Origin of the sequence: Rosenbergiella sp. YN46 (assembly GCF_036620675.1) — a bacterium.
Classification (GTDB): Bacteria; Pseudomonadota; Gammaproteobacteria; order Enterobacterales; family Enterobacteriaceae; genus Jejubacter.
The window spans coordinates 1-5,556 of sequence record NZ_JAZHEE010000069.1; the positions used below are offsets into that span (position 1 = coordinate 1).

At 55.3% G+C, this 5,556-nt stretch carries 4 protein-coding genes; 3 read left to right on the forward strand and 1 reads right to left on the reverse strand.

The window, feature by feature from the left end; translation table 11 throughout:
- Nucleotides 1-112: 112 nt before the first annotated feature.
- Nucleotides 113-841 (reverse strand): outer membrane protein assembly factor BamD, encoded by a 729-nt coding sequence (gene bamD, locus V3W49_RS22340; RefSeq protein WP_500148146.1) that lies wholly within the window; start codon nucleotides 839-841, stop codon nucleotides 113-115.
- Nucleotides 842-972: 131 nt separating this feature from the next.
- Here bamD and rluD point away from each other — a divergent pair, with 131 nt between their 5' ends.
- The 3 genes from rluD to clpB all read left to right on the forward strand — a co-directional run bounded on the left by rluD (nucleotide 973) and on the right by clpB (nucleotide 5,387).
- Nucleotides 973-1,953, forward strand: coding sequence for a 23S rRNA pseudouridine(1911/1915/1917) synthase RluD (rluD, locus tag V3W49_RS22345; RefSeq protein ID WP_500148147.1), 981 nt, complete (start codon nucleotides 973-975; stop codon nucleotides 1,951-1,953).
- Nucleotides 1,950-2,681, forward strand: a complete 732-nt coding sequence (yfiH, locus tag V3W49_RS22350) for a purine nucleoside phosphorylase YfiH (RefSeq protein WP_500148148.1) — start codon at nucleotides 1,950-1,952, stop codon at nucleotides 2,679-2,681. Before rluD ends, yfiH begins: the two co-directional genes overlap by 4 nt.
- A gap of 129 nt (nucleotides 2,682-2,810) precedes the next feature.
- Nucleotides 2,811-5,387, forward strand: a complete 2,577-nt coding sequence (gene clpB / locus V3W49_RS22355) for an ATP-dependent chaperone ClpB (protein WP_500148149.1) — start codon at nucleotides 2,811-2,813, stop codon at nucleotides 5,385-5,387.
- The last annotated feature ends 169 nt before the right edge of the window (nucleotides 5,388-5,556 follow it).

Genomic DNA, 5,556 nt, shown 5'->3' on the forward strand with positions numbered 1-5,556 from the left:
GGTAAAAGAGAGGCCCCAGAAATACAGCAGGGCCCGGAGAAAAACAGCCAGTCAGTTGCTTAACTGACTGGCATTACAGCCTGAAAGCTGCCGTTTTTTGTCAGAAGCCAAATTACCGGTTGGCCGCAATAATTTTGGCAACTTTTTCCGCTTCTGCATTCAACTGCAACTGACGGTATGCCTTTTCCATCAGCGGCAGGCCGTCGCGCGTTGCCTGAGTATCCGGATAATCGCGCAGCATGCCTTCAACGCGGTTGACCACCGCGACCCACGCGCCGCGGCGCGTGTAGTACTGAGCGACGGAAAGCTCATATTTAGCCAGACGGTTTTTCAGGAACACCATACGGCGAGCGGAATCGGTCGCATATTGGCTGTTGGGATAGCCGCGCACCAGCTTCGAAAAGTCATTGAATGCGTCGCGAGCATGGCGCGGGTCGCGATCTGAGCGATCGACGCCAAAGAAACCCTGAAGTGCGCTGTCGTCCATCGCCATATCGGTCAGACCGCGCATATACAGTACGTAATCGATGTTAGGATGGGTTGGATTCAGACGCATAAAGCGGTCGATGGCGGCCTGCGCCAGCGGCAGATCGGCGTTTTTGTAATAGGCGTAGATCAGATCGAGCTGCACCTGCTGCGAGTAAGGTCCAAACGGATAGCGGTTATCCAGCGCTTCCAGTTGCGTTATCGCCGCTTTCCAGTTACCGTCCTGCAGTTTTTGCTGGGCGGTCGCGTAGATGTCAGAGGGTGAGCTGTCGGGCACCTCATCTTTGGTGCTGGAGCAACCGACCAGGGCCAGGCTCAGCGTGGCGGCAGCCACCAGATATTTCATGCGCGTCATGACGTTTTGACTTTCCTCAGAATGTTATTCAGGGAGACTCTCCGTTAAGCTCCCGTTGAAGACCAGCTACAATAGCACACTATATTAAACGGCAAAGCCGTAAAAACCCAACGTTAACGAAGAAGCTGTATATGGCACAACCAGTAAAACTCACCGCAACGGTGTCCGAGTCACAACTCGGCCAACGCTTAGATCAGGCTTTGGCCGAATTGTTCCCGGATTATTCACGTTCGCGGATAAAAGAATGGATTCTTGACCGGCGAGTGCGGGTCAATGGCAACATTTGCGAAAAACCGAAAGAAAAAGTGTTGGGTGGCGAGAGCGTCGATATCGATGCTGAAATCGAAGAAGAAGCCCGTTTCGAAGCGCAGGATATCCCGCTGGATATCGTTTATGAAGACGATGACATCATCGTTATCAATAAGCCGCGCGACCTGGTGGTACACCCGGGTGCGGGTAATCCGGACGGCACGATACTGAATGCGCTGCTGCATTACTATCCGCCGATCGTCGATGTGCCGCGCGCCGGTATCGTCCACCGTCTGGATAAAGACACCACTGGTCTGATGGTAGTCGCGAAGACTATTCCGGCCCAGACCCATCTGGTGGAGGCGCTGCAGCGCCGTGAGATCACCCGCGAATATGAGGCGGTTGCTATCGGCCATATGACGGCGGGAGGAACGGTAAGCGAGCCTATCAGCCGTCACCCGACGAAGCGTACCCATATGTCGGTGCATCCGATGGGCAAACCGGCGGTGACTCATTACCGTATTATGGAACATTTTCGCATCCATACCCGGCTGAGACTGCGCCTGGAAACCGGCCGTACTCACCAGATTCGCGTCCATATGGCGCACATTACTCATCCTCTGGTCGGGGATCCTCTATACGGTGGTCGCCCCCGTCCGCCGAAAGGGGCGTCTGAAGCGTTTATCGAGGCGCTACGCAAATTCAACAGACAGGCGCTGCACGCCACCATGCTGAGGCTGTATCATCCAATCACCGGTATTGAGATGGAGTGGCATGCCCCGATTCCCCAGGATATGGTGGATCTGATCGATGCGCTGCGCGATGACTTCGAGGAACATAAAGACCGGGTTGACTGGCTATGACCAAACTGATCGTTCCAGAGTGGCCGATGCCTGCGGGTGTAGCGGCCTGTAGCTCCACCCGGGTAGGCGGGGTTAGCCTCGCCCCCTGGGATTCCATGAATCTGGGCGCCCATTGTGGCGATTCCTTGCAGCATGTGGAACAAAACCGGCGCCGGTTATACGAGGCGGCAGCATTCCCTTCTGCACCGGTCTGGCTGGAGCAGGTGCACGGTCGTGCGGTGCTGAAGCTGGATGGCTCCGAGCCAGCTTCGAAGCGTGCCGATGCCTCCTGGACCGATCGCCGGTCAACCGTTTGTGCGGTAATGACGGCAGATTGCCTGCCGGTGCTATTCTGTAATATGTCGGGAAACGAAGTGGCCGCCGCCCACGCTGGATGGCGCGGCCTGTGTGAAGGTGTACTGGAAGAGACCGTCGCCAGTTTCCATGACCGCCCGGAGCATCTTCTGGCATGGCTGGGGCCCGCTATTGGCCCCGCAGCCTTTGAGGTAGGCGGCGAAGTGCGTGAAGCCTTTGTGGCAAAGGACCCTCAGGCCGAAAGCGCTTTTCGTCCGGTCGGCGAAAAGTTTTTCGCCGATATTTATCAGCTTGCGCGTCAGCGTCTGGCAAATGTTGGCGTTCGCCAGGTCTTTGGTGGAGAACGCTGCACATATAGCGAGAGTGGCGACTTTTTCTCTTATCGACGTGATGGAACTACCGGCCGTATGGCAAGTTTTATCTGGCTGATATAACCTATAAAATCAAGACGATCCAGTGCGGGTGACTATTCCTTCACATAATTATGGTCATTAACCTTGAATAATTGAGGGATGACCTCATTTAATCTCCAGTAGCAATTTTGACCTGTTATGGGAGGAGTTATGCGTCTGGATCGTCTTACTAATAAGTTCCAGCTTGCCCTCGCCGATGCCCAGTCCCTTGCTCTTGGGCACGACAACCAATTTATTGAACCCCTTCATCTGATGAGCGCCCTGCTGAAGCAGGAAGGCGGTTCCGTTGCGCCGTTATTAACGTCTGCGGGCGTTAACGTCGGCCAGCTACGAACATCCATTGAGCAGGCGTTAAGTCGGCTACCGCAGGTGGAGGGCACCGGCGGGGATGTACAGCCTTCACAGGATCTGGTTCGCGCCTTAAATCTTTGCGACAAACTGGCGCAGAAACGCAATGACAACTTTATTTCATCGGAGCTTTTCGTCCTTGCGGCGCTGGAGTCCCGTGGCACTTTGGCGGATCTGTTAAAAACCGCGGGTGCCACAACAGCGGGTGTGACACAGGCGATTGAGCAGATTCGTGGAGGGGAAAGCGTGAACGACCAGAACGCTGAAGATCAGCGCCAGGCGCTACAGAAATTTACCATCGACCTGACCGAGCGGGCGGAAAGCGGCAAGTTGGATCCGGTTATCGGTCGCGATGAAGAGATTCGCCGCACCATCCAGGTACTGCAGCGCCGTACTAAAAACAATCCGGTATTAATCGGGGAGCCTGGGGTGGGGAAAACCGCCATTGTCGAAGGGCTGGCCCAGCGTATTGTGAACGGCGAAGTGCCGGAAGGGCTGAAAGGCCGCCGGGTGCTGGCGCTGGATATGGGGGCGCTGGTGGCTGGCGCCAAATATCGCGGCGAATTCGAAGAGCGCCTGAAAGGGGTGCTGAACGATCTTTCGAAGCAGGAAGGCAACGTCATCCTGTTTATCGATGAACTGCATACTATGGTCGGCGCCGGTAAGGCGGATGGCGCTATGGATGCCGGTAATATGCTAAAACCGGCGCTGGCCCGTGGCGAGCTGCACTGCGTAGGGGCCACCACGCTCGACGAATATCGTCAGTATATCGAGAAAGACGCTGCGCTGGAGCGCCGTTTCCAGAAGGTATTTGTAGCGGAACCGTCGGTTGAGGATACCATCGCGATTCTGCGTGGCCTGAAAGAGCGCTATGAACTGCACCATCACGTACAGATTACCGACCCGGCCATTGTCGCCGCGGCGACGCTGTCGCATCGCTACATTTCCGATCGTCAGCTGCCGGATAAAGCTATCGACCTGATCGATGAGGCCGCTTCCAGCATTCGTATGCAGATAGACTCTAAGCCGGAAGCGCTGGACCGCCTCGACCGACGTATTATCCAGCTGAAGCTGGAACAGCAGGCGCTGATGAAAGAGTCGGATGAGGCCAGTAAAAAGCGGCTGGATATGCTCAACGACGAACTGTCGGATAAAGAGCGTGAATATTCGACCCTGGAAGAAGAATGGAAAGCAGAGAAAGCGTCGCTTTCTGGCACCCAGACAATTAAAGCCGAGCTGGAGCAGGCGAAGATTGCGATGGAGCAAGCCAGGCGTGTGGGCGACCTTGGGCGGATGTCCGAATTACAATACGGGCAGATTCCCAAGCTGGAAAAACAGCTGGCTGCCGCCACGCAGTCGGAAGGTAAGACTATGCGTCTGTTGCGTAACAAGGTGACCGACGCCGAGATCGCTGAAGTGCTGGCGCGCTGGACCGGTATTCCGGTTTCCAGAATGATGGAAAGCGAGCGCGACAAACTGTTGCGTATGGAGCAGGAACTGCATCAGCGCGTGATTGGGCAGGATGAAGCGGTTGAGGCTGTATCCAACGCCATTCGCCGTAGCCGCGCCGGGTTGTCCGATCCTAACCGTCCTATTGGTTCTTTCCTGTTTCTGGGGCCGACCGGGGTGGGGAAAACGGAACTGTGTAAGACCCTGGCCAACTTTATGTTCGACAGCGACGACGCCATGGTGCGTATCGATATGTCCGAGTTTATGGAAAAACATTCGGTTTCACGCCTGGTCGGCGCGCCTCCGGGATATGTTGGTTACGAAGAAGGCGGCTATCTGACCGAAGCCGTGCGGCGTCGGCCTTATTCCGTCATTCTGCTGGATGAAGTGGAAAAGGCCCATCCGGACGTGTTTAACATCCTGTTGCAGGTGCTGGACGACGGGCGCCTGACGGATGGGCAGGGCAGAACGGTGGACTTCCGCAATACCGTGGTAATCATGACCTCTAACCTGGGCTCCGATCTGATTCAGGAACGCTTCGGTGAACTGGATTATGCACATATGAAAGAGCTGGTGCTGGGCGTGGTCAGCCATAACTTCCGCCCTGAGTTCATCAACCGTATTGATGAAGTGGTGGTCTTCCACCCGCTGGGTGAACAGCATATTGCTTCGATTGCTCAGATTCAGCTGCAGCGGCTCTATCAGCGCCTTGAGGAGCGTGGCTATACCGTCCAGGTTTCGGATGAAGCGCTGAAACTGCTGGGTGAAAACGGCTACGATCCGGTTTACGGGGCGCGTCCGTTGAAACGTGCTATTCAGCAACAGATAGAAAATCCGCTGGCGCAGCAGATCCTGTCGGGGGAACTGTTGCCTGGTAAGCCTATCGAGCTGAAAGTGAAAGACGATCAGATTGTTGCCGTTCAGTCTTAACGGAAAAACGGGCCTTTCGGGGCCCGTTTTTGTCTTCTTTTTCACCACTCCTGCGCTATTTTTATTCGTGCTGCCTGAAAAGTGTTCGGTTGGCATTTTTTTTAAGATAACCCCTTGCCAGCACGAATTCAGGCCCTATAATGCGCCACCACTGACACGGAACAACGCC

Excerpts from the sequence above, each read along its gene's own strand:
- rluD (WP_500148147.1), top strand. The coding sequence starts at position 973 with ATGGCACAACCAGTAAAACTCACCGCAACGGTGTCCGAGTCACAACTC.
- yfiH (WP_500148148.1), top strand. The coding sequence starts at position 1,950 with ATGACCAAACTGATCGTTCCAGAGTGGCCGATGCCTGCGGGTGTAGCG.
- clpB (WP_500148149.1), top strand. The coding sequence starts at position 2,811 with ATGCGTCTGGATCGTCTTACTAATAAGTTCCAGCTTGCCCTCGCCGAT.
- bamD (WP_500148146.1), bottom strand. The coding sequence starts at position 841 with ATGACGCGCATGAAATATCTGGTGGCTGCCGCCACGCTGAGCCTGGCC.